21 protein-coding genes and 1 other RNA gene are annotated in these 21,049 nt (G+C 59.3%); 13 read left to right on the top strand and 9 right to left on the bottom strand.

Annotated elements, in window-relative coordinates; all coding sequences use genetic code 11:
• Window positions 1–12 precede the first annotated feature (12 nt).
• Entirely contained in the window at window positions 13–579 is a 567-nt protein-coding gene (grpE, locus tag HDC30_RS21115) for a nucleotide exchange factor GrpE (protein ID WP_007961425.1), read from the bottom strand.
• 240 nt (window positions 580–819) lie between these two features.
• Here grpE and recN point away from each other — a divergent pair, with 240 nt between their 5' ends.
• Complete coding sequence (gene recN / locus HDC30_RS21120) at window positions 820–2,493, top strand: DNA repair protein RecN (protein ID WP_183784721.1); 1,674 nt, start codon at window positions 820–822, stop codon at window positions 2,491–2,493.
• 75 nt (window positions 2,494–2,568) lie between these two features.
• On the opposite strand, the gene fur is transcribed toward recN, so the two are convergent.
• Window positions 2,569–2,973, bottom strand: coding sequence for a ferric iron uptake transcriptional regulator (gene fur, locus HDC30_RS21125; RefSeq protein WP_003221515.1), 405 nt, complete (start codon window positions 2,971–2,973; stop codon window positions 2,569–2,571).
• A gap of 97 nt (window positions 2,974–3,070) precedes the next feature.
• Between fur and HDC30_RS21130 the strand changes: the two genes are divergently transcribed.
• Window positions 3,071–3,598 (top strand): outer membrane protein assembly factor BamE, encoded by a 528-nt coding sequence (locus HDC30_RS21130; protein ID WP_027610774.1) that lies wholly within the window; start codon window positions 3,071–3,073, stop codon window positions 3,596–3,598.
• A 61-nt stretch (window positions 3,599–3,659) separates the two neighbouring features.
• On the opposite strand, the gene HDC30_RS21135 is transcribed toward HDC30_RS21130, so the two are convergent.
• Genes HDC30_RS21135 through HDC30_RS21145 form a run of 3 tightly spaced genes read right to left on the bottom strand, consistent with a single transcriptional unit; the run spans window position 3,660 to window position 5,812 of the window.
• Window positions 3,660–3,974, bottom strand: a complete 315-nt coding sequence (locus HDC30_RS21135) for an RnfH family protein (RefSeq protein WP_183784723.1) — start codon at window positions 3,972–3,974, stop codon at window positions 3,660–3,662.
• Entirely contained in the window at window positions 3,967–4,401 is a 435-nt protein-coding gene (locus tag HDC30_RS21140) for a type II toxin-antitoxin system RatA family toxin (RefSeq protein WP_003221509.1), read from the bottom strand. The genes HDC30_RS21135 and HDC30_RS21140 overlap by 8 nt, the downstream gene beginning before the upstream one ends.
• Window positions 4,402–4,408: 7 nt before the next feature.
• Window positions 4,409–5,812 (bottom strand): sodium-dependent transporter, encoded by a 1,404-nt coding sequence (locus HDC30_RS21145; protein WP_007961408.1) that lies wholly within the window; start codon window positions 5,810–5,812, stop codon window positions 4,409–4,411.
• Between the two features lie 119 nt (window positions 5,813–5,931).
• Between HDC30_RS21145 and smpB the strand changes: the two genes are divergently transcribed.
• Complete coding sequence (gene smpB / locus HDC30_RS21150; RefSeq protein ID WP_003221505.1) at window positions 5,932–6,414, top strand: SsrA-binding protein SmpB; 483 nt, start codon at window positions 5,932–5,934, stop codon at window positions 6,412–6,414.
• Window positions 6,415–6,517: 103 nt separating this feature from the next.
• On the opposite strand, the gene HDC30_RS21155 is transcribed toward smpB, so the two are convergent.
• Entirely contained in the window at window positions 6,518–7,285 is a 768-nt protein-coding gene (locus HDC30_RS21155; RefSeq protein WP_027610772.1) for a GntR family transcriptional regulator, read from the bottom strand.
• Window positions 7,286–7,546: 261 nt separating this feature from the next.
• Here HDC30_RS21155 and HDC30_RS21160 point away from each other — a divergent pair, with 261 nt between their 5' ends.
• The 8 genes from HDC30_RS21160 to ssrA all read left to right on the top strand — a co-directional run bounded on the left by HDC30_RS21160 (window position 7,547) and on the right by ssrA (window position 16,518).
• On the top strand, window positions 7,547–9,241 hold the full coding sequence (locus HDC30_RS21160; RefSeq protein ID WP_183784725.1) for a lactate permease LctP family transporter: 1,695 nt from the start codon (window positions 7,547–7,549) through the stop codon (window positions 9,239–9,241).
• 150 nt (window positions 9,242–9,391) lie between these two features.
• Window positions 9,392–10,216, top strand: a complete 825-nt coding sequence (locus HDC30_RS21165) for a (Fe-S)-binding protein (protein ID WP_183784727.1) — start codon at window positions 9,392–9,394, stop codon at window positions 10,214–10,216.
• Complete coding sequence (locus HDC30_RS21170) at window positions 10,213–11,667, top strand: LutB/LldF family L-lactate oxidation iron-sulfur protein (protein WP_183784729.1); 1,455 nt, start codon at window positions 10,213–10,215, stop codon at window positions 11,665–11,667. The genes HDC30_RS21165 and HDC30_RS21170 overlap by 4 nt, the downstream gene beginning before the upstream one ends.
• Entirely contained in the window at window positions 11,667–12,338 is a 672-nt protein-coding gene (locus HDC30_RS21175; RefSeq protein WP_027610768.1) for a lactate utilization protein C, read from the top strand. The genes HDC30_RS21170 and HDC30_RS21175 overlap by 1 nt, the downstream gene beginning before the upstream one ends.
• Complete coding sequence (locus HDC30_RS21180) at window positions 12,335–15,145, top strand: FAD-binding and (Fe-S)-binding domain-containing protein (RefSeq protein WP_183784731.1); 2,811 nt, start codon at window positions 12,335–12,337, stop codon at window positions 15,143–15,145. Before HDC30_RS21175 ends, HDC30_RS21180 begins: the two co-directional genes overlap by 4 nt.
• A 132-nt stretch (window positions 15,146–15,277) precedes the next feature.
• Window positions 15,278–15,559 (top strand): hypothetical protein, encoded by a 282-nt coding sequence (locus HDC30_RS21185; RefSeq protein ID WP_183784733.1) that lies wholly within the window; start codon window positions 15,278–15,280, stop codon window positions 15,557–15,559.
• Window positions 15,560–15,756: 197 nt separating this feature from the next.
• A complete protein-coding gene (locus HDC30_RS21190; RefSeq protein ID WP_027610765.1) occupies window positions 15,757–16,032 on the top strand; it encodes a hypothetical protein in 276 nt (91 codons plus the stop codon).
• 96 nt (window positions 16,033–16,128) lie between these two features.
• Window positions 16,129–16,518: a transfer-messenger RNA gene (ssrA, locus tag HDC30_RS21195) on the top strand.
• A 177-nt stretch (window positions 16,519–16,695) separates the two neighbouring features.
• On the opposite strand, the gene HDC30_RS21200 is transcribed toward ssrA, so the two are convergent.
• Together HDC30_RS21200 and HDC30_RS21205 are read right to left on the bottom strand one after the other, a co-directional pair.
• Complete coding sequence (locus tag HDC30_RS21200) at window positions 16,696–17,388, bottom strand: hypothetical protein (RefSeq protein WP_260319948.1); 693 nt, start codon at window positions 17,386–17,388, stop codon at window positions 16,696–16,698.
• 18 nt (window positions 17,389–17,406) lie between these two features.
• A complete protein-coding gene (locus HDC30_RS21205) occupies window positions 17,407–18,447 on the bottom strand; it encodes an EamA family transporter (protein ID WP_183784735.1) in 1,041 nt (346 codons plus the stop codon).
• A gap of 205 nt (window positions 18,448–18,652) precedes the next feature.
• Here HDC30_RS21205 and HDC30_RS21210 point away from each other — a divergent pair, with 205 nt between their 5' ends.
• Window positions 18,653–19,576, top strand: coding sequence for a hypothetical protein (locus HDC30_RS21210; protein WP_183784736.1), 924 nt, complete (start codon window positions 18,653–18,655; stop codon window positions 19,574–19,576).
• 151 nt (window positions 19,577–19,727) lie between these two features.
• Here HDC30_RS21210 and HDC30_RS21215 read toward each other — a convergent pair whose 3' ends face one another.
• Window positions 19,728–20,300 carry a GNAT family N-acetyltransferase gene (locus HDC30_RS21215; protein ID WP_183784738.1) on the bottom strand — a complete coding sequence of 191 codons (573 nt, stop codon included), beginning with the start codon at window positions 20,298–20,300 and terminating at the stop codon, window positions 19,728–19,730.
• 142 nt (window positions 20,301–20,442) lie between these two features.
• Here HDC30_RS21215 and rimJ point away from each other — a divergent pair, with 142 nt between their 5' ends.
• Window positions 20,443–21,030 (top strand): ribosomal protein S5-alanine N-acetyltransferase, encoded by a 588-nt coding sequence (gene rimJ, locus HDC30_RS21220; RefSeq protein WP_183784740.1) that lies wholly within the window; start codon window positions 20,443–20,445, stop codon window positions 21,028–21,030.
• Window positions 21,031–21,049 lie beyond the last annotated feature (19 nt).

Consider the following 21,049-nt stretch of genomic DNA (forward strand, 5'->3'; position numbering starts at 1 on the left):
TTGCGGCTAATTTCAAGCCTTCTCGTCAATCGAAGGCGAAATTGGCGCCGGCGCCTTGCTGACCACAACCATGGCCGGACGCAACAGGCGGCCATTGAGCTGGTAGCCCTTCTGGAACACCTTCAGAACGCTGTTCGGTTCGACGTCGGCGCTTTCCTGCATGGCCATCGCCTGATGGTGAACGGCATTGAACGGTTCGCCATGCGGATCGATCGCTTCAAGCTGGTAACGCTTGAGGGTGTCGTGGAACATTTTCAGGGTCAGCTCGATGCCTTCGCGCATCGGACGGATGCTTTCGTCGTCCGGGCTCGACAGTTCGAGACCGCGCTCCAGGCTGTCGACGATTGGCAGCAAGTCACCGGCGAATTTTTCCAGCGCAAACTTGTGCGCCTTCTCGACATCCTGCTCGGCACGACGGCGGACGTTCTGCAGATCGGCAGCTACGCGCAGCGACTGATCCTGCGCGGCGGCCAACTGCTCTTCGAGCACTTGTACACGGGTCGCCAGGTCGTCACCCGAAGTTTCGGGCGCCTGATTGGCTTCTGGATTTTGCGTATCTACTGTCTGTTCGTCAGCCATAGAATTCTCCTTTCAATTACGTCCGCGAGCAGTACTCGCGCTTCTGCCCCGATATATGGGGCCGCAAAATCAGGCTTCAAGGGCCTGCAATGATTAACCCTACAAAAAAGTGCTGCATTGTCATTCCTGCTCGGACTAAGCATTTGATCGGATCAAGCAAATCGAGCTAAGCGAGGGCATTGTCAGCCTGAAACAAAACACTGTATAAATAACCAGACCTAAAGCCTGGGAGCGGCCTGTATGCTGGTGCACCTGTCCGTACATAACTACGCCATCGTTGAACATCTCGATCTCGAACTCGATCGCGGGATGAGCGTGATCACAGGGGAAACCGGCGCCGGCAAGTCGATCATGCTCGACGCCCTGGGCCTGACCCTGGGCGATCGCGCCGACAGCGGCGTAGTTCGCCCGGGCGCCGACAAGGCCGATATCCTGGCCACCTTCGACCTGGTCGACATTCCCGAAGCCCATGCCTGGCTGGCCGAGCGCGATCTTGAAAGCGATGGTCCGTGCATCCTGCGTCGGGTGATCACCGCTGAAGGCCGTTCACGCGGCTATATCAATGGCACGCCCTGCCCGCTCGGCGATCTCAAGGCTCTCGGCGAACTGCTGATCGATATCCACAGCCAGCACGAACACCAGTCCCTGCTGAAAACCGATACCCATCGCCGCCTGCTCGATGAATTCGCCGGTGCCACCGATCTGGCCCGCCAGGTTCAACTGGCTGCGCAGCGCTGGCGCCAGACTCGCCAGGAGCTGGAGCGCCTCTCCAATTCTGGCGACGAACAACGCGCGCGCCACCAACTGCTCAGCTACCAGCTTGAAGAACTGGAAAACCTCGGCCTCGGCGACAACGAGCTGGAACAGCTGGAGCAGGAACACAAAAACCTGACCAATGCCGAAACCCTGCTCGGCATTTGCCGACAGGTGGTCGAGCAGTGCAGCGAAAGCGATTCCGGCAACGTACTGAATGCACTGACCGCCAGCCTCAACCGTCTGTCGAGCGTGAACAACTCGGTGGGCGCACTGGGCGAAGCCAGCAGCCTGCTGACCAGCGCGCAGATCCAGGTCGAAGAAGCCGTGGGCGAACTCAATCGCTTCCTCGACAACTTCGATGCCGACCCGGCGCGCCTGCAGTATCTGGAAGAACGCCTCGACGCAATTTACACCCTGGCCCGCAAGCACCGGATCCAGCCAACCGAAGTCGCCGAGATGCAGCAGAAGTTGCTGGATGAGATCGAAACCCTCAACGCCAACGACGAATCCATCGAGCGCCTGGGTGAAGAACTGGCGTCCTACGCACGCCATTATCAAGAGAAGGCCCGAGAGCTGAGCGACTTGCGTCACCAGGCCGCCGGCAGCCTTGCCAGCGCCGTGGAACAGGAAATCCAGCGCCTGGGCATGCCCGGTGGTCGTTTCACCATCGAATTGCGCGCCAACAGCAGCGACGAACTGCTGCCCAATGGTCTGGAACAGGTTGAACTGCTGGTCAGCGCCAACCCCGGCCAGCCACTGAAGGCGCTGGCCAAAGTGGCCTCCGGCGGCGAGCTGTCGCGGATCAGTCTGGCGATTCAGGTGATCACCGCGCAGACCTCAAGAGTGCCGACCCTGGTATTCGACGAAGTGGACGTGGGTATCGGCGGGCCGACCGCCGAAATCGTCGGCCAGTTGTTGCGACGTCTTGGCGATCGCGGGCAGGTACTGACCGTGACGCACTTGCCGCAAGTGGCAGCGCAGGGTCATCAGCATTTGTTCGTGCACAAGGTACGGGGCGAACAGGCGACTCACACCGCCGTGTCCAAGCTGAGCAAGAACGACCGTATAGAAGAAGTGGCGCGGATGCTGGGCGGCATCGACCTGACCAAAGAGTCTTTGGCTCACGCAAAAAAAATGGTGGTTACCGCAAAAGTTTAAGCACAGCAGAAAGCACGAAGGCGACCCTTGGGTCGCCTTCGTTCGTTTCGCGAACCTGAAATTCGCGCGACATGCTTACTTTTTCTTGCGTACGTACAGCACCAGATTGTGATCTACCAGATCAACACCGTGCTCCTCGGCAATTGCCTTCTGGAGCTTTTCGATTTCCGGACTGACGAATTCGACGACTTCACCGGTTTCCACGTTGACCATGTGGTCGTGGTGGCCACCGTCGGCCAATTCGAATACCGCGTGGCCACCGTCGAAGTTGTGACGGACCACGAGGCCAGCGGCTTCGAACTGGGTCAGAACACGGTAAACCGTGGCCAGACCGACGTCCTCGCCCGCTTCCATCAACGCCTTGTAGACGTCTTCGGCACTCATGTGACGCTGCTCGGTAGAGTCGAGCATTTGCAGGATCTTGACCCGTGGCAGGGTCACTTTGAGGCCGGCTTTGCGTAGTTCGCTATTTTCAACCATGGTCAGCTTTCTCGCGATGCTGCTTCGCAGCTTCTCTTAATGCGGGTATGATCGGCGTTTACGTTGTCCCAGCCAAGATAGTGGAAGTCGCCCACCGATGCAAAACACCAAGCTCTTGCTAACCAGTTTCACCTTTGTGGGACTGCTCGCACTCGCCGGTTGTTCATTCCCCGGGGTTTACAAAATCGACATCCAGCAGGGCAATGTCGTCACGCAGGACATGATAGACCAGTTACGCCCGGGAATGACCCGTCGGCAAGTACGGTTTATCATGGGTAACCCTCTGCTGACCGACACGTTCCATGCCGATCGCTGGGATTATCTGTACAGCCTGCAACCTGGTGGCGGTGAACGCCAACAGGAACGCGTGAGTGTTAACTTCAACTCCAACGACCAGCTTGTCAGCCTGTCCGGTGACTTCATGCCGGGCGTGAGCCGTGACGAAGCCATCCTCGGCAAGGACAGTGGCACCAGCGTGACCGCCCCTGCTGAAAACGCCGAGAAGCCGAAGCCGGAACAACCAGCCAAACCAGGCTCCTTGCTGGATTCGATCCAGAAGGACGTGGACGGTGTTGAAACCGTTCCGGTTCCGACGCCTGAGCCGCTGGACACCTCGCCGCAGTAATGTGCGAGGCAATAAAAAACCCGGAATTTCCGGGTTTTTTATTGCCTGCGATTTGCTCGTCCTACTGATTTCGCGCCTTGGCTTCGGCAGCCTTGGCCGCCCGCAAGCGCCGAACCTCTTTCGGATCTGCCAATAGCGGCCGGTAGATCTCGATGCGATCCCCTGCCTGAATCAAGCGAACCTGTGAATCAGCCACCACCTTACCGAAGATTCCCAGCGGACATTCGTTCAGGTCCAGCTCCGGAAATTCATCGCCAATACCTGACTTGAGCACCGTCTCACGCACTGTCGTCCCTTCAGGAACGCTCAAAGTGCGCAAGATCTGACGATCCACGGCGGCATACACCACCTCAATCTCGATCACCGGCTCAACCATGCATCTGCTTGGCGCGCTGGCAGAACGCATCCACCAACGTATTCGCCGCCTGATTGAACAGCGGGCCGAGTGTCGCGCGCACCAGCGGGCCGGCGTAGTCGAAAGACAGGTCAAGACTGATCTTGCAGGCCTTCTCGTTCAACGCCTTGAAGACCCAGACGCCATGCAGTTGGTTGAACGGGCCTTCTTCCAGATTCATCTCGATCGATTGCCCCGGCACCAGCGTATTGCGCGTGACGAAGTGCTGACTCAGACCACCCTTGGCCACGCCAACGCTGGCACGCATGTGCTCGGGCGAGCTTTCCAGCACCTCGGCGGACGAGCACCACGGCAGGAATTCCGGGTAACGCGCGACGTCGTTGACCAGGTCGTAGAGGAATTGCGCCGGGTATGGCAGCAACGCCGAACGTTGAATATGTGTCGTCATGTAAGCGTTACTTCCAGAGCTGAGCGGCAAACACTACCAGAATGCCGATGGGCGCCACGTAGCGCATCAAGAACAGGGACAGGGCAAACAGCGCCGGGTTACGAATCGACAACTCGTCACGCACCGCCTCACGCCCCATCACCCAACCGGCAAACAGCACGAAGCACAGGCCTCCGAGCGGCAACATGATCCGCGAGGTGAAGAAATCAATCACGCCGAAGAAGTCCAGACCGCCTGCCGCCCCCCATTGGTAGAGGTGAAACAGCCCGCCATCGTTCACGAAAAATTTGGCTTCCTTCCAGATATTGAAGGAGAAAACCGTACCCAGACCGACGAACCAGCAGATGAACGCCAGCCAGAAAGTCACCCAGCCACGGCTGATTTTCGTGCGCTCAACCAAATAGGCAACCATCGGTTCGAGCAGGGAAATCGCCGAGCTCCAGGCGGCAATCGCCACCAGGACAAAGAACACCACGCCCATCAACTGGCCGAAAACCACGTTACCGAAGGCAAATGGCAGACTGACGAACATCAGGCCCGGGCCTTCGCTAGGGTTCAAACCGCCAGCAAATACAATCGGAAACAATGCCAGACCGGCCACCAGCGACACGAAGGTGTCGAGCAGTGCCACACCGACCACCGTGCCGGACAACGAGGCTTCCTTGGTCATGTAAGCGCCGTAGATCATGATCGAGCCGACGCCCACGCTCAGGGAAAAGAACGCATGGCCCATGGCGGGCAGCAAGCCGTCGAGGACTTTTTCCGGGTGGAAATCGAACATGAAATGCACGCCCTCCATGAAATGCCCGGTGGTCATGCTGTAACCCAGCAAAACCAGCACCATCACGAACAGCAGCGGCATCATGATCCGCAGACTGCGCTCAAGCCCGGCAACCACGCCTTTGGCGATCACCACGGCCGACAACAGCATGAAAACTGTGTGCCAAAGTGTCAGGCGCCAGGGATCGGAGATGACATTGCCGAAATAAGCGCCGACCTGCTCCGCCGTGGCGCCCTGGAAGTCGCCGCGCCCCATGTCGATGATGTAATCCAGCGACCAGCCGCCAACCACACTATAGAAAGACAGGATCAGCAACGCCGTGATCATCCCGGCAAATGCGCCCCACGACCACTTGCCCGAGTGCCCGGCTTCCAGCGCCAGCACCTTCAGGGCGTTCGCCGGACTCTGTCGTGCGCGGCGGCCGATCAGGGTTTCAGCCAGCATGACCGGGATCCCGATCAATGCGATGCAGGCCAGAAACATCAGCACGAAGGCGCCGCCGCCGTAGACCCCGACCATGTAGGGGAATTTCCAGATGCTGCCCAGTCCCACGGCCGAACCGGTCGCGGCGAATATGAAAACCCAGCGGCTAGCCCAACTGCCGTGGACAGAAACCTTGTCTGTCGACATTGAATATCACGCCCAAGCGTTAGAAAAAGAGGCCGCATTGTCCGGGATTCACTCAACGTGCTCAAGCACGCAGCATCACCGTAGCCGAGGACCGTTTATCTCCATATAATGCCGCCCCTATGGCTAAACAGAAGAAACACCCAACAGGGACCATCGCGCAGAACAAAAAGGCGCGACACGATTACTTCATCGAACATCGTTTCGAGGCTGGTCTGGTCCTGGCCGGCTGGGAAGTAAAAAGTCTGCGGGCAAGCAAGCTGCAACTGGTCGACAGTTACGTGCTGCTCAAGGATGGCGAAGCCTGGCTCCTCGGCAGTCACATCACGCCGTTGATGACCGCCAGCACCCACGTCATCGCCGATCCGACCCGCACCCGCAAACTGCTGCTCAACAAGCGCGAGCTGGAAAAACTCGCCGCTGCCGTGCAACAGAAAGGCTACGCCTGCGTGTGCCTGTCCTTCTACTGGAGCAAGCACATGGTCAAGTGCGAGATCGCTCTGGGCAAGGGCAAGAAGGAATACGACAAGCGTGACACCGAGCGCGAACGCGACGCCGGTCGTGAGTTGCAGCGCGCCGTGCGCAACAAGGGCAAAGAAGAATAATTTCTTCTGCCTGAAAAGATCGCAGCCTGCGGCAGCTTCTACAGGGAAAGACACATTCCTGTATAGGAGCTGCCGAAGGCTGCGATCTTTTTGCTTCTAAAAGCTACATCCCCTTGCGCCGCTCCGCCCGAGCCATGCGCTGAACCTCCTGCCGCACCTCCTCCAGCACCTCCTGCACATACAGAATGTGCCGACTGGAAACCTCCCGCGCCTGCTCCGCACGCCCCTCGATAATCGCCAGATAAAGCTCCCGGTGCTGAGAGATCAGCATGTCGCGGGTTTCCGTGCGCTGCTTGTACATGCCGCCAATGTTGGTCACCACGTTGCGCTTGAGCAGATCGAACAGACCGCGAATGGTGTGCAGCAGCACCGCGTTATGGCTGGCTTCGGCGATCGCCAGATGAAACTTCGCATCCGCCGCGCCCTCTTCCGCCCGGCTCACTTCGTCATGCCGCGTATAGCAATCCTGCAACTCATTGAACGCAGCAGTCAGACGCTCACGATCCACGTCCGTAGCGCGCAATGCTGCGTAATAGGCGCACGATGCCTCCAGAGTGTGCCGAAACTCCAGCAAGTCGCGCTGCGCCTCGGGATTGCTCTCCAGCAGCAATAGCAAGGGATCGCTGAAAGTCGAGCCGAGCGTTTCCACCACATAATTGCCGCCACCCTGGCGACTGACCAGCAAGCCCTTGGCCGCCAGTTTCTGAATCGCTTCGCGCAACGACGGACGCGACACGCCGAACTGCTCGGCCAAAGCGCGCTCGGCCGGAAGCCGCTCACCGGACTTCAGCGTGCCCTCGAGGATCATCCCCTCGAGGCGCTCGACAATATCGTCAGACAAACGGCGCTGACGAATCTGATCAAACCCCATAACTCATTTCTCCACGATCCCGACCGCGCGCCGGGCTCTCTATTCTGGCCTATCGGCGCCCCGCCGACACCTGTCAGAGCACATTCGCCCGACCGGATCAGATGCCCTCTGCACCGCTTGTTCGACAAAAGTTTCAGGGCGACAAATTGACACACCGACATCAAGGCTTTTACCCTAGCCAACAGCGATTGTAAATTGGTATTACCAATTAACCAAGAACGCTGACAGTGCCTGACCAACAACAATTAGGGGCCACCCCATATGCAAACCTGGCAACAGCTCTATACCCCGCTCGGCAGTCTCGGCGTCTCCGCTCTTGCGGCCGTCATCCCCATCGTTTTCTTCTTTCTCGCGCTGGCGGTGTTCCGCCTCAAGGGTCACGTGGCCGGCAGCATCACGCTCGCCCTGTCGATTGCCGTGGCGATTCTCGCCTTCCACATGCCGGTCGACATGGCCTTCGCCGCGGCCGGTTACGGCTTTGCCTACGGTCTGTGGCCGATTGCCTGGATCATTGTCGCGGCGGTGTTCCTTTACAAACTGACGGTCAAGAGTGGTCAGTTCGAGGTCATTCGCAGTTCGGTGCTGTCGATTACCGACGACCAGCGTCTGCAGGTGTTGCTGATCGGTTTCTGTTTCGGTGCGTTTCTGGAAGGTGCCGCCGGCTTCGGCGCGCCGGTAGCGATTACCGCCGCGCTGCTGGTCGGCCTCGGCTTCAACCCGCTGTACGCCGCTGGCCTGTGCCTGATTGCCAACACCGCGCCAGTAGCGTTTGGCGCACTGGGCATTCCAATCATTGTTGCCGGGCAAGTGACCGGCATCGACGCGTTCAAGATCGGCGCCATGACCGGCCGCCAACTGCCGCTGCTGTCGCTGTTCGTGCCGTTCTGGCTGGTGTTCATGATGGACGGCCTGCGTGGCGTGCGTGAAACCTGGCCGGCAGCGCTGGTTGCAGGCCTGAGCTTCGCCGTGACCCAATACTTCACTTCGAACTTCATCGGCCCGGAGCTGCCGGACATCACCTCGGCCCTGGCCAGTCTGATTTCCCTGACCCTGTTCCTCAAAGTCTGGCAGCCAAAACGCGCCGCCGGCCAACACATCGCTGGCGCCGTTTCGGCCTCGGTGGTGACCGCCAGCGCAGGAGGTTTCGGTCAGAAGCGCAGCACCGTGGCGTCGCCTTACAGCCTCTGGGAAATTTTCATTGCCTGGTCGCCATTCCTGATCCTCACCGTGCTGGTGACCATCTGGACGCTGAAACCCTTCAAAGCCATGTTCGCCACCGGCGGTTCGATGTACGCCTGGGTGTTCAACTTCGCGATCCCGCACCTTGATCAATTAGTGATCAAGACCGCTCCGATCGTCACCACCCCAACCGCCATCCCGGCCGTGTTCAAACTCGACCCGATTTCCGCGACCGGCACCGCGATTTTCTTCTCCGCGCTGATCTCGATGCTGGTATTGAAGATCAATTTCAAAACTGGTCTGACCACTTTGAAAGAAACCTTTTACGAACTGCGCTGGCCTATTCTGTCGATCGGCATGGTGCTGGCCTTCGCTTTCGTCACCAACTACTCGGGCATGTCTTCGACCATGGCCCTGGTCTTGGCCGCGACCGGCGCAGCCTTCCCGTTCTTCTCGCCGTTCCTCGGCTGGCTGGGCGTGTTCCTCACCGGCTCGGATACCTCGTCCAACGCGCTGTTCAGTTCGCTGCAGGCGACCACCGCGCACCAGATCGGCGTCAATGACACCCTGCTGGTAGCCGCCAATACCAGCGGCGGTGTGACCGGCAAGATGATCTCGCCGCAATCGATCGCCGTGGCCTGCGCTGCCACCGGGCTGGTGGGCAAGGAATCGGATCTGTTCCGCTTCACCCTCAAGCACAGCCTATTCTTTGCCACGATTGTCGGCCTGATCACTCTGGCCCAGGCCTACTGGTTCACCGGCATGCTGGTGCACTAAACCTATAAACAAAACGGAAATAACCGACGCCGGCTGGTGATTCCGGCGTCAGCAATTCACACCCCGGTCTGTAAGGCTGCTGAAAGCAAGGCTCTTTATATTCAGCAGTCTCAACAGACGGATAACCGGGCCCACCCGGAGACACGCCTGATGAGCGAGCTTTTTTACAACGCTGTGCCCAACGCCACCCGCGTCGCACCGCCACTGCCCGAACCTCGGCAGTACCCCAGCGAGAAACCGTCGCGGGTCTATCTGTTCGGCACCTGCGTGGTCGACCTGTTCTACCCCGAAGCCGGGATGGACGCGATCCACTTGCTCGAGCGTGAAGGGATCAAGGTCGAGTACCCGCAAGGGCAGAGCTGCTGCGGGCAACCGGCCTACACCTCGGGTTACACCGAGCAGGCGCGGACGGTGGCGCGCGCGCAACTGGCGCTGTTTGCCGGGGATTATCCGGTGGTGGTGCCGTCGGGTTCCTGCGCGGGCATGTTGCGCGAGCATTACGCCGACTTGTTTAAGGACGAGCCGCAAACGTTGAAACAGGTGCAAGCCCTCGCGGCCCGTACCTATGAATTGGCCGAGTTCCTGCTGTTCGTCTGCAAGGTGCAGTTCAAGGACAGCGGCGAACCGGTCAAAGTCGCGCTGCACACCTCGTGTTCGGCACGCCGCGAAATGAACACCCACCTGCACGGCCGCGAGTTGTTGGCGCAGTTGAGCAACGTGGAACGGGTCAACCACGACCACGAAAGCGAATGCTGTGGCTTCGGTGGGACATTCAGCGTCCGTATGCCAGACATTTCCGGGGCGATGGTGGCGGACAAGACCCGGGCGTTGAAGGATTCCGGCGCGCACAAAGTGTTGAGCGCCGACTGTGGCTGTTTGATGAACATCAACGGCGCGTTGGAGAAACAAAAGGAAGCGCTGCGCGGGCAACATCTCGCCAGCTTTCTGTGGCAACGAACCGGAGGTGCGCAATGAGCACCTCGACGATTATTCCTACGGTTGCCGTAGAAGAAGATTTCCGCACCCGAGCACACAACGCCTTGGGTGATCAGCAGCTACGGAACAACTTCCGCACTGCGATGGATTCACTGATGACCAAGCGGGCAGCGGCTTTCAGCGATGCCCACGAAAGAGAACACTTGCGCGCCCTGGGCAACTCGATCAGGGCGCGTGCGCTCTCCAAGTTGCCCGACCTGCTCGAGCAACTGGAACAGAACCTGACCCGCAACGGTGTGACAGTGCACTGGGCGGAAACGGTGGACGAGGCCAATGGCATCGTCCTTTCGATCATCCGCGCTCACGAGGCGCGGCAAGTGATCAAGGGCAAATCGATGGTCAGCGAAGAGATGGAGATGAACCATTTCCTCGAGGCTCAAGGTGTTGAATGCCTGGAGTCCGACATGGGGGAATACATCGTCCAGCTCGACCACGAGAAGCCTTCACACATCATTATGCCGGCGATCCACAAGAATGCCGGTCAGGTCGCGTCCTTGTTCCACGACAAACTTGGCGTGGAGTACACCAAGGACGTTGACCAACTCATTCAGATCGGTCGCAGAGTCCTGCGGCAGAAATTCTTCGAAGCGGACATCGGCGTTTCCGGCGTCAACTTCGCCGTGGCCGAAACCGGCACCCTGCTGCTGGTGGAAAACGAAGGCAACGGACGCATGACCACCACCGTGCCGCCGGTGCACATCGCCGTCACCGGCATCGAAAAGGTCGTGGAAAACCTGCGCGACGTGGTGCCGCTGTTGTCGCTGCTGACCCGCTCGGCGCTGGGCATTCCGATCACCACCTACGTCAACATGATCTCCGGCCCGCGCAAGGAACATGAACTCGACGGCCCGCAAGAAGTGCATCTGGTGCTGCTCGATAACGGTCGCAGCCAGGCCTTTGCCGACAGCGAACTGCGCCAGACCCTCAATTGCATCCGCTGCGGTGCCTGCATGAACCATTGCCCGGTCTACACCCGCGTCGGTGGTCACACCTATGGCGAGGTGTACCCGGGACCGATCGGCAAAATCATCACCCCGCACATGGTCGGTCTGGCGAAAGTCCCGGATCACCCGAGCGCTTCATCATTGTGCGGTGCCTGCGGTGAAGTGTGCCCGGTGAAAATTCCGATCCCGGCAATTCTGCGCCGATTGCGCGAAGAAAACGTCAAAGCCCCGGACAGTCCGCATCAAGTGATGCGCGGCCAGGGCAGCAAGTATTCGCGCAAGGAACGCTTCATCTGGAACGCCTGGGCGAAACTCAACAGCTCGCCGACGCTGTATCGCTTGTTCGGCTTCTTCGCCACCCGACTGCGTGCGCTCACGCCAAGCAGCGTCGGCCCGTGGACGCAAAACCACAGCGCACCAAAACCCGCCGCCCGCTCACTGCACGACATGGCCCGCGAGCATCTGGCCAAACAGGGAGATCGCTGATGAGCGCCAAGCAAAACATCCTCGCCAAGCTACGGAAAAGTCTGACCGGCACCACACCGATTGCCGACGACTTCGACGTCGATCTGGTGACCCAGCCTTACACCTACAGCGCCGAGCAACGTATCCCGCAACTGCGCAAACTGATGGAAGCGGTGCACACCGAAATCCATCTGACTACCGGCGCAGACTGGCCGACGCTGCTCGCGCAATTACTGCGTGACCGTCAACTGCCAAGCCTGCTGATCGCACCGACTACGCCTCACGGGCAGCGCATCTCACAACACTGGGCGAACAATCCTGATCTGCCGGCACTGAAGTCCTACGACCGGCCGATGGAGGAGTGGAAAGCCGAGCTGTTCAACGACACCCCGGCCAGCCTTACCGGCACTCTCGGTGCCATCGCCGCCACTGGCAGCCTGATCCTCTGGCCAACCCGTGAAGAACCGCGGTTGATGAGCCTGGTGCCGCCGGTGCATTTCGCCCTGCTTAAGGCCAGCGAAATCCGCGACAACTTCTATCAGGTGCAACAGGAGTTCGAGTGGGCCCAAGGCATGCCGACCAACGCACTGCTGGTGTCCGGCCCGTCGAAAACCGCCGACATCGAACAAGTGCTGGCCTACGGCGCACATGGCCCGAAAGACCTGGTGGTACTGATCCTGGAGGACCAATGACGCTTCCGGTGAATTTCCTGCGTGATGCGCAGCAACTGATTCCAGCGGAGCGCCGTTTTGACGATCCGCTGTCGACCTTGGCCTTCGGCACCGACGCCAGTTTTTATCGGCTGATTCCCAAACTGGTGATCCGCGTCGAGTCCGAAGATGAAGTGGTGGCGCTGTTAAAACTGGCCCAGCGCGATCAAGTCCCGGTGACCTTCCGCGCCGCCGGCACCAGCCTTTCCGGGCAGGCGATCAGCGATTCGGTGCTGATTGTGCTGGGGGATAACTGGAACGCTCGCGAGATTCGCGACCAAGGCCTGCAAATCCGCCTGCAGCCGGGCGTCATCGGCGCGCAGGCCAACGCATGGCTGGCACCGTTCGGGCGCAAGATCGGCCCGGACCCGGCGTCGATCAACGCCTGCAAGATCGGCGGCATCGTCGCCAACAACGCCAGCGGCATGTGCTGCGGCACCGCGCAAAACACCTATCACACACTGGCCGGAATTCGCCTGGTACTCGCCGACGGCACCCGTCTCGACACCGAAGACGCCGCCAGTGTCGCCGCTTTCCGCATAAGCCACGGGGATCTGCTGGAGCGCTTGGCGACATTGGGCCGCGAGACCCGCGCCAATGCAGAACTGGCTGCGCGAATCCGCCACAAATATCGTCTGAAAAATACCACCGGTCTGTCACTCAACGCCCTGGTGGATTTCGACGAGCCTGTGGATATCTTGAGCCACCTGCTGGTCGGCTCCGAAGGCACGCTCGGTTTCATCAGCGCGGTGACCTACGACACGGTGGTCGATCACCCGAACAAGGCGTCGGCGCTGATCGTGTTCCCGGATGTGGAAACCTGCTGCAACGCGGTCACCGTGCTGAAAAGCCAACCGGTGTCGGCAGTGGAATTGCTCGATCGGCGCAGTCTGCGTTCGGTGCAGGACAAACCGGGCATGCCGGATTTCGTACAGCAGCTGTCGAATAATGCCTGCGCGCTGCTGATCGAATCCCGCGCCGCCTCTTCCACTTTGCTGCAAGAACAACTGGCGCAGATCATGGCTTCGCTGACCCGTTTCCCTGTGGAGAAACAGGTCGATTTCACCGAAGATCCGGCCGAGAACGCCAAACTCTGGGCCATACGCAAGGACACCTTTCCCGCCGTCGGCGCCGTGCGCAAAACCGGCACCACGGTGATCATCGAAGACGTGACCTTCCCGGTCGAACAACTGGCCATCGGCGTCAATCGCCTGATCGAGCTGTTCGACAAACATGCCTACGATGAAGCGATCCTTTTCGGACACGCTCTGGAAGGCAATCTGCACTTCGTCTTCACCCAAGGCTTCAACAGTCCGGAAGAAGTCGCACGCTATCAGGCGTTCATGGACGACGTGGCGCAACTGGTGGCGGTGGAGTTCGGCGGTTCGCTCAAGGCCGAACACGGCACCGGGCGCAACATGGCACCGTTCGTTGAGCTGGAATGGGGCAGCGATGCCTATCAGTTGATGTGGCAGCTCAAACGTCTGCTCGACCCCAACGGCATCCTCAACCCCGACGTGGTGCTCAGCGAAGATCCGCAGATCCACCTCAAGCACCTGAAGCCGCTGCCGGCGGCTGACGAGATTGTCGATAAATGCATCGAGTGCGGCTTCTGCGAGCCGGTCTGCCCGTCGAAAGGACTGACCCTCAGCCCGCGCCAGCGCATCGTGATCTGGCGTGACATTCAAGCGAAGAAACGCGCCGGCGTTGACACCACCGAGCTGGAACAAGCCTACGAGTACCAAGGAATTGAAACCTGCGCCGCGACAGGCTTGTGCGCGCAGCGTTGCCCCGTAGGCATCAATACCGGCGAACTGGTGAAAAAGCTCCGCGCCCGTAACGCCACGCATCAGAAAACCGCTGACTGGATCGAAGGAAATTTCGCCAAGACCCTGCAAGGCGCACGCTTCACCCTACACGTGGCCAACGGCGCACGGATGCTGCTTGGCGCACCGCGTCTGGCGAAGCTGTCGGCAACCCTGACGCGTTTGTCCAAAGGCCAGGTGCCGCTGTGGACCAGCGCGATGCCGCAACCGGAAAAAGCCATTCGCTTCAGCCCGAGCGTGTCCGACGAACGCCCACGCGTTGTGTATCTGGCCGCCTGTGTGTCACGGGTGATGGGCCCGGCAGCGGGCGACAAGGAGCAGATGTCGCTGTACGACAAGACCCGTGGCCTGCTGGAAAAGGCCGGTTACCAAGTGGTATTCCCGGACAATCAGGACAACCTCTGCTGCGGTCAGCCGTTTGCTTCCAAAGGCTACGCCGAACAGGCCGAGCACAAGCGTCAGGAGTTGATCAGCGCGCTGCTGCACGCCAGTCGCGGTGGACTCGATCCGATCTATTGCGACACCAGCCCGTGCACCTTGCGCCTGGTGCAGGACGTCGGAAATGTTCGCCTGGATCTGTATGACCCGGTGCGCTTCATCCGTACGCATCTTCTCGATCGACTGGAGTTCACCCCGCAAGAAGCACCGATTGCGGTTCACGTGACCTGCAGTACCCAGCATCTGGGCGAAAGCCAGGCACTGATCGAACTGGCGCGCAAATGCAGCAAAACCGTGGTGATCCCGGAAGGCATCCATTGTTGCGGGTTTGCCGGTGACAAGGGTTTCACCACGCCGGAGCTGAACAGCCACTCGCTGCGCACACTCAAGGACGCGGTGCAACATTGCAACGAGGGGATTTCCACCAGCCGCACCTGTGAGATCGGCCTGACGCAGCACGGCGGCATCGACTATCACGGACTGGTCTATCTGGTGGATCGGGTCACTCGAGCGAAGGCCTGCTAAAAGAAAGTTAGAACCCTTGAGCGAGGCGGTAGTCCACAGAACAAGCCCCGAACACGCGGGGCTTTTCATCCTTTCGCTGGCCTGCTCTGACGGTCAGCGAGAGTCTGGATTCCTCAGAGCAAGGAGATACTCATGAAGCATTCTGTACTGTTTGGTCTGTTCGTTACTGCCTCGATGATGGCTTCTACTTCGTTCGCCGATGGCAAACCTGCCGACTTGTGCGAGGCGAATCTGCAAAAGATCGAAAGCGCCAAGACGCAATATCAGACGTCGCCGGATCTGAATTCGCGCGTCTCGGCAAGCGTCAGCAAAGCCAGGGCCCTCAAGGCTCAGGGCAGGATCGACGACTGCCTGGCGGAAACCCAGCAAACCCTTCTGGTAATCCAGAACTCGACGGGTGATACCAAGAAATAAACCTCGGGACGACCAGTCTTCAGGTGGCGTGATGCAGCGCGGTTCGGGTTGACGGGCCACGATGTAAAAAAAACCGAATTCCTGCGTGCGGCCGCGGTCGATTGAACAGGCCCACTACCAAACACGGCCTGTTACGACCTCGGCATCGCCGCCAGACCGTCCGGCAGCACCGAGACCAACCGTTCAAGGAGATACCCATGAAGCATTCTGCAATTGCTGGATTGTTCATCGCTGGTGCCCTGCTGACGTCGCCGGTGTTTGCGGCAGACAAAGACCTTTGTGCCGGGAATCTTCAAACCATCAAAGACTTCGTTACCAGTCAGCCGTCAATTCCCGAGACGTCCATGAACAACGTCAAGGAAGCGCAGAAAAAAGCTGAAGACGCGCAGGCGGCCGGCAATGACAAGGATTGCGTTGAGGTCACCTCTTCATTGATAACCAAAATGCAAATCCGCAATCCAACTCGCAATTGATATGCCACGAGGCCAACCTTCGGGTTGGCCTCGCCGGCCGTTTGGCGTACACTGCGCAGGCTTGTTGCCTCACCTGATGTACGAGGCAATGAGTTCGGGGCCGATTAGGATTCGACGCCGGTGACGAAACTTTAGGTGCATGCCGACTTGGTAACAGAAGTCGTAAATCCACTGTTGCAACTTCTTATAGTTGCCAATGACGACCAATACGGTGCTGCTCTCGCTGCTTAATTGCAGCTGACATGCACTCCTGGTGCCTTCGGGCCCAGCAATCATCAGGGGATGTCTGTAAACCCGAAATGATTGTCATATAGAACAGAATCGCCGTGCAGTACGTTGTGGACGAAGCGGCTAAAACTTACACAACTCGCCCAAAGCACCCTGCCCGTCGGGTCGCTGAGGGTTAACTTAATAGACACGGCTACGCATGTAGTACCGACAGCGGAGCACTGGCGGACGGGGGTTCAAATCCCCCCGGCTCCACCAACTCTCGACGACAAAGCCCGCCTTGTGCGGGCTTTGTCGCATCTGGACATCAGCCAAACCGGCCACACAAGCCCACAGCCTGCAAGCGATCGAACTCGATAACCCCGGCAATGCTCTGCCTACTCACAAAAAAGGACGACACGATGTCGTCCTTTTTCGTACCCGCATTCATCAAAATCAATGAACCGCGCTGATCAGATCCGGGCGGCTGGATTTGAGCATTGCCTCATTGACCTTGCCTTGAATCGAGCAGGTAAACATCCCCTTGCTGCCAGTCGTCAGCTCTTGCGGAGCAGGCTCGATCAGGAACACGCGCTCGGCACTGTCGACAACCAGCTTGCCCGCCGTTGCGGATGGGTCTTCCGGCTGCCAGTTGGATTTGCCGTGGGACCAGATTTCCGCGCGTGCGTAGAGTCCCTGCGACATGTCCATACGCGGCCCGCCCGCTTTTTCCAACTGGGTGTGGAGTTCATTCGGCGTCTGTTTGGCGTAGAACCCCCAACTGATGATGCGAGTGCCCATCAGGTCTGTATCTTCGGCGTAGAAGCCGGTCAACGACATGCCGTCAATTTCGACCGGCTTGGTGAACATCCAGCGCTGCCCCATATCGCTCTTGGTGCCGCCGGACAATTTGATCTGGCCATTTTCGACCGTGCTCGGCACCAGATCCTTGAACAAAGGTGATTGCACGACTGCCAGGGAGTGATCATCACAAGCGGCAAACGACGCCACCGGCGAAGGTGCAGCGGCAACGCTGAAAGCAGAAAAAAGGGCCGCAATGGGCAACAACAGGAAAATTGGTTTCATGGAATGACTCGAATGAAAGACTGAAGAAATCGACAGCGACGATATCACAATGACATCAATCAACAGACTTCAGAGTTTCAATCAATGCCCATGCCGATGATGCACATCCGGAAAATGCGCATGACTGTGCCGCATCGGCGTATGCACATGCGGATGGCTATGCGGCTCCGCCCCATCCCACTCAAACCCATGCGTATGTTGATGATGCTCATCGTGTGTATGCCGATGATCATGCTCAAGCGGTTCGTGCTGATGCTCATGAACATGGTTTTCCATCAGATGAATCCATACCCCCACGGCCATTAACGCCGCTGCGAGCAGAAACATCAGCGATATCGACTCGCCGAGCAACAGAATCGAGATGCCTGCGCCGAGAAACGGCGCGGTGGAAAAGTAGGCACCGGTGCGTGCGCTGCCGAGGCCGCGCAGGGCGAGGACGAACATTACCAGGCTGACGCCGTAGCCGAGAAAGCCGACCAGCATGATCGGCACCAGCGAGGTGGCGACGGGTAGTTGGGTGCCGATGAACAGGGCCAGTGTGCAGTTGACCAAACCGGCCACGAGGCCTTTGCTGCCGGCGATGAACAGTGCATCCGAGGCAGACACCTTGCGCGTCAGGTTGTTGTCGATGGCCCAGCAGAAGCAGGCGAAAGCGACGGCCAACGGGCCGCTCCAGTCTTGCGCCGAAACGGTCTCTTGCGGCCAGGACAGCACGACGCCACCGGCGACGATGGCGAGCATGCCGATCACGATTCGTCGGTCGGCATTTTCCTTGAACACCACCCACGCCAGCAGCGCCGTGAGCACGGATTCGAGGTTGAGCATCAGTGACGCGCTCGCGCCGGACGTTCGGGTCAGACCGAACATCAGCGCCACCGGCGCCAGCACTCCGCCGAAGCCGATGGCGCCGAGCAGCCATGGCCATTCACCGGTGCCGAGCCCGGAAGGCTTCCAGCCACGATCGCGGACAAAACGCAGGGCGGTCAAGCCCAGACCGCTACCGAGATAGAGCAACCCGGCGAGCAGAATCGGCGAAATCTGTACCCCCAGCAGTTTGGCGAGGGGTGTACTGGCGCCAAACAGCGCCGCCGCAATCAATGCGTGGAGAACGCTCACATTCATGCTGGGATCACTCGCTGGGGCCGATGGAATACCGGCGCCCATCATCGCAAAACTCAGGTGAGAATTATGTGAACAGCTGATTCGTGTCAGCGAACATCATCTCTGGCTTGTGCTCAAATCCAGCAACATTTAATCCGCGCAATCTCTGGGCGGGCACTCGACGCAGGCTCTATGCTGCGAACATCGAGATGCAATGGAGTTGAAGATGAAGAGCTGGATTGTCGTAGCGCTGGCCGCGCTGATTTCCTTGTCCGTCCATGCGGCCGACGCCCCCACCGTGCGCGTCGAGCCGATCGCGTTCACAACCAGTGCCGACAGCATCCAGCGCAAACAGTCGATCAAGGGGGACCAGACCGCGCAGTACACATTCAACGCCAAGGCCGGCCAGATACTGACCGTCGACTTCAAACCGTCCAACACCTCCGCTTACTTCAACATCCTCGCCAAGGGTGCGGATTACGCGCTGTTCAACGGCTCGATCATGGGCAATCACTTTCTCGGTTCACTGCCCGGCGATGGCGAGTACACGGTTCAGGTCTACCTCATGCGCAACGCCGCCCGGCGTAATGAAGTGGCCAACTATCAGTTGTCGCTGAGGCTGGTCGATGGCGATGCCATCAGCCGGCAGCAGCCATTCGATCAGACGCTGGAATTGCACGGCATCGATTTTCACGTCAGCACCGAGCAGGTCGATGGCAAACCGACGCTGCACATCGCTCCCAAGGGGCTGGAGATCGACAACACGGTCATCAGCCAGGCGCTAACGGGTGATGTGGTACGCGCCGAAGTCGCCGACATCAATAACGACGGCTCCCCCGAACTCTACGTTTTTACCCGCTCGCCCGGGCGCGGCATGCCGGGCGAACTGATCGCCTATTCAGCCAACAACAAGAAATCCCTGAGCGCAATCTACTTGCCTCCGGTCAGCGACAACCCGAAGACCGCGTCGGGCTATCAGGGCGAGGACTCGTTTGCGGTGGTGGAAAGCACCCTGGTGCAACGTTTCCCGGTGTATGACAGTGCCGACGCTGGCGCCGGGCGTACTGGGAAGATGCGTCAGGTTCAGTACAAGTTGGTGGCGGGTGAAGCCGGGTGGATTTTGCGCGAGGACAAGGTCACGGAATTCTGAAATGACCTGGCTCGTTACGGCCGACCCGGAAGCCGATTTCGCCGCGGATCATCTGCCCTGAGGTGTTGCAGAGCGGTCGCCGCCGAGATGAATTTTTCTTCACTGCTCAGGCTCGATCAACACGGTACAGTCCGCTCGCTCATTCAAGAAACTACGGTTCGCCCGCGCTCTCCCGCGGGCTTTTTTTTGCCTGGCGTTTGCTGCCGAAGCGATACACCCAAGTGTCCTGCACGCCGTGCTGCTGCGATTGCCGCGCCTGTGGGTGAACCCTGATCAGCGCAAACCCCGCCGCTTCAGCCAGACGCTGACTGCGGCTGTTGGCCGACGATGTGGTCAGGTAAAAGGTGCACTCAGGCAGGCGCCTGACCAGTTGCTGGAGCACTTCGCGCATGTAGCCCTTGCCGGCAAACGCGCTGTTGGCCCAATAACCGACGACATAACGCTTGCGCCGACGAGGCACAAGACCGATGCAGCCAACGACGGCTTGTCCGTCTTCAGTCACGATGAATAGGCGCCGCTCACCGGTCTCGCTGGCGAAATCATCCCTTGCTCGCAGCATGGACGACAGCGTCCGCTCCTCACTGGTGTGTTCAACCGCCCACTCGAGAAAAGGCGCATGCTCGCGGTAACTGGCGTTCAGCGCCTCCCGCACCGGAGCGACCAGCGCTGGGTCCGGCGCCCGAACACGCAGCGCCAACCCGTTCACCGTCAATGCAAAGTCCATTGCTTGTTCCTCCAATCCCGGAAATGCCGCAGTCGATAACCCTGTGCACTCAACCAAAGAAATTTACAGAGCGCCAGCGCGGTTTGTTTTTTTCCATCTCCTAGGCAATCCTGTCCCTCAACCCTGCCCACCGGAGCGCCCGATGTCACTGCTGAGCCTGCCCTGCCAACGCCTGACGCTCGCCATCCTCGCCCCGGAACAGGCCGAGCTGGAAAGTGACTTTTATGCACGCAACCAGCGCCATCTCGCCCCCTGGTCGCCGATTCGCACCACCGAATACTTTTCTACCGAACAGATTCGTCGACGCCTTGAAGTTCAGGCCAGTGCTTTCGAGGCCGGGCTGGCGATGCATTTCGCCCTGCTGACGCTGGATGGCCAACAGATGATCGGCGCGTGCAATTTCAGCGGGATCATTCGCGGCGCGTTTCAGGCGTGTTATCTGGGTTATCACATTGACCACGTGCATCAGGGTCAGGGTTTGATGCAGGAAGGCCTGGAGGCTGGCATCGGCTACATGTTCGACACGCAGAACCTGCACCGGATCATGGCCAATTACATGCCCGGCAACGAGCGCAGTGCGCGGTTGCTGGAGCGTCTGGGTTTCGAGCGCGAAGGCTACGCCAAGGCGTACCTGAATATCGCCGGGCGCTGGCAGGACCATGTGCTGACGGCGCTGGTCAATCCGCTGTTTGAAACGCCGGAGAAGCGTTGGTCGCGTCAACTGGCGTGAGTTTCACAATTTGTTAAGC

The sequence above is a fragment of the Pseudomonas sp. JAI115 genome, assembly GCF_014200835.1.
Classification (GTDB): domain Bacteria; phylum Pseudomonadota; class Gammaproteobacteria; order Pseudomonadales; family Pseudomonadaceae; genus Aquipseudomonas; species Aquipseudomonas putida_A.